This window comes from Acidobacteriota bacterium, from assembly GCA_009861545.1.
Taxonomy (GTDB): domain Bacteria; phylum Acidobacteriota; class Vicinamibacteria; order Vicinamibacterales; family UBA8438; genus WTFV01.
In genome coordinates, this window is the sequence record VXME01000172.1 from 1 (window position 1) to 2,853 (window position 2,853).

General features: G+C 72.6%; 2 protein-coding genes. Both read right to left on the bottom strand.

The window, feature by feature from the left end:
- Window positions 1–58: 58 nt before the first annotated feature.
- Complete coding sequence (locus tag F4X11_26560; GenBank protein ID MYN68536.1) at window positions 59–1,462, bottom strand: hypothetical protein; 1,404 nt, start codon at window positions 1,460–1,462, stop codon at window positions 59–61.
- 715 nt (window positions 1,463–2,177) lie between these two features.
- The gene (locus tag F4X11_26565; protein ID MYN68537.1) at window positions 2,178–2,690 is read right to left on the bottom strand and encodes a hypothetical protein; all 513 of its coding nucleotides are present in this window, start codon (window positions 2,688–2,690) and stop codon (window positions 2,178–2,180) included.
- Between the last annotated feature and the right edge of the window lie 163 nt (window positions 2,691–2,853).

Consider the following 2,853-nt stretch of genomic DNA (forward strand, 5'->3'; position numbering starts at 1 on the left):
CCCCTCCCGGGCCCTTCACCGCCGCCCGCAGCCCCGGCTGCGGCTTGGAGGCCGTCCACTAGGCGGGCGGGTCCGACACCTTCCGGTGCCGCACCACGTAGCCGTCCACCGGGGGATTGGCGGCAACCGCCTCCCAAGCGACGTCAAGCCCGTGGCGCTCGTCGCCAGGCGAGGGAGACGCCGCAAGCCCGGTCGGCGCCGCCGGGGCCTCCCACGCCTCCGTGATCGTGAGCGTCGCCGTCGCCGGCGGCCTCAACGGCACGACCGTCGTGCCCCAAGCCACCTGGGCCACCGAGAACGTCACGGTCTCGTCGCCCTCGTCAATGCCGTCGGCCCGCGCCGACACGGTGACCTTGGTTCCCGCGGTCAGGAACGGGTCGTTCGCCGCGACCGCCAGCTTGCGCCAGTCCCGGCCGCCCTTCAGCGTGAAGTCGTGGGAGGCGCCCTCCGTGGCCGTGCCGCCCACCGCCAGCACCATCGCCACGTCCGCCTCCGGCACCGGCACCCCCGTCAGCGTGGCCGACACCCGGTGGGCGCCCCGCTTCCCTTCGCGCAGCGCCGTCGGGCTCACCGACAGCGCCACGCCAAGGCCGCTGATGTCCACCCCGCCCGCGATGACCGGCTCCCGTATCGTCAGCGTGGTTCCGGTCACCCGGTGACCCGCCGCCGTGCCTTCAATGGCCACCGCGTCGTCGGTCGCATTGGAGTCGTCCGCCGGCGTGATGGCGAGCGCCGTCGCCCCTCGGACGCCCCCTGCCGCAATTGAGATGCGCCGCGTCCCGGCCACCGAATACGCGCCGGCTCCCAAGGTCAGCGGCACCTCCACCGGCCTTGGCGCCGGCCGGCTCAGGACCGCGGCCACTTCGACCGCCTGCCTGCCCAGCGACTCGCCGATGGCGTCCGGGGCCACCGACAGCGACAGCGCGGCGTCGTTGTCCCGAATCGTCAGGGTCAGCGGCCGGGAGACGAGGGCCTTGTGCTTGGGATCCGCGCCGTTGCCGCTCGACGCGCAGTAGCCCTCCACCACCAGTGTCTCGTCGCCCTCGTCCAGCGCGTCGTCCACCACCGTCATGAGGCCCGTCTGTCCGCTCCAGCCGTTGTCCGGGGTGAGCTTCCGTCGGTTGGAGAAGGTCACGTCGGAGGCCCCGGCCTCGCTGCCCGCCGATAGCCGCAGCCGGCAGCCCGCGTAGTTGCCCGCCGAAGGCTTCGGCTTCAGCTTCAGCCGGACCTGCACCTCGCCAGCGTCCTCCCAAAGCTCCCTGCCCCCGCCGACCAAGCTCGCCACCACCGCCACCTCCCGCGCCCGCGCCGCGTCCTGCACCGGTGCCAGTGCCGACTTCGAGGCGGTGGCCAGGACCGCCGTCGCGCACTCCGGCGATCCCGCCGGACGCTCCGTGCCCGACGGGCAGGCGGCGCACCAGTTGCCCTCCGCCGCGCCCTCCGTGTGCGGGGGGCACTCCACGCACCGGCCTTCATCCAAAACGCCCGCCGGGCCGCAGCCGCAGGCCCCGCCTGCTTCGCTCGAAAGGCCCGCCGCGCAGGCCGCGCACGAAGGCGCGCCGACAGGCCGCTCCGTGCCCGACGGGCAAAGCTCGCAGAAGCTGCGCGAGCCGTCCGGCAGCCGGTTCTCCGGGCAGCGCACGCAGGTCCCGTCCTCGTCAATCTCAAGGGGACCGCAACGGGGTGGCAGAACAGTCACTCCGAAGCGGGCGAGCGTACTCAGCCCGCGCGAATCCGTCGCGCCCGCCTCGACCGTGAAGCTGCCAGGCGCCGCGTCGAAGGGCGGTGCGATCCCAAGCTCCAGGCGGGGCCGCTCCGAGGGTCCGGCACTCCAAGCCGTCCGCACGAGCCACGGCGGCGGCGCGTGGGAACCGGAACGCAGCTCAACGCCCAGCCACACCGCCTCCGGGGCGCCGTCAGCAAGGATGTCGGGATCCAGCGCCTCGACCACCACGCTCGCGCTTTCGCCGGCCCGAACCAATACCCCGCCAGCGGGCAGGGCCAGCTCCGGCGCCCGGTTGGCGGGCGCTGCCGCGCGTTCCGCCGGCGTTGTGCCCTGCGCCAACGCCCAAGCCGCAGCCGCAGCCAGCGCGAAGTGCGCTGCCAGTCGCACCGGCCGCATAAGCCAACCCCGAAGCGCGCTCACTCGGCCTGGCCTGCGCCCGATCCGCGGCTTCTCACTGAGCCGGCGGCCCGTCGCTGAGCCGGGGACGGGTGGCGCCCGCCAGTTCGACTTCCAACTCGTCCAAGGTCAGCCGCCCCTGCGCCAGCATCTCCTCCAGCACCCGGACACGCCGAACGTAGCCTAAATGCGCGGCGCATGGCCCGTTCAGCAAGCCGAACTGGGCGCAAGCTTGGGCGACGGCTAGCTGATCCGCTGCCTCCAGCGCCGCGAAACGCTCGACGTGCCGCAGCGCCGAGTCGGCCGACGTCCAGGACGCCCGATCCACCAGCCGGTCTCGATAACGCAGGGTCGCCGCATCCAGCAGCGCAAGCCGGCGGTCCGGCCCCCAATTGGCAACTTCAGGCAGCGAAAGCGCCGAGTAGTAGAGCTCGGCGACCTGATCCGGCGGCCCCTCCGGCAACTCGTCGTAGGCCGCAGGGCCAGCCCAGGCCCAAGGTCCCATGAGGATGGCCAGCAGCAGCCCGACCGCACCGCGACCCTGGCCGAGGCTCGTGATTCCCATCATTCCGTCAACACCCCTAGCGAATTTGCGAACAAGGTACATGGACTTCGAGCCGAAAGGAACACTCACTCACTGCCCACAGCCCGCTTGCAACAACCCCGCTTCGAGACGGGGGCGGGATGCCGTGCGAACGCGCACCTTCGGTGCGTACGGTTGGCATTGGAGT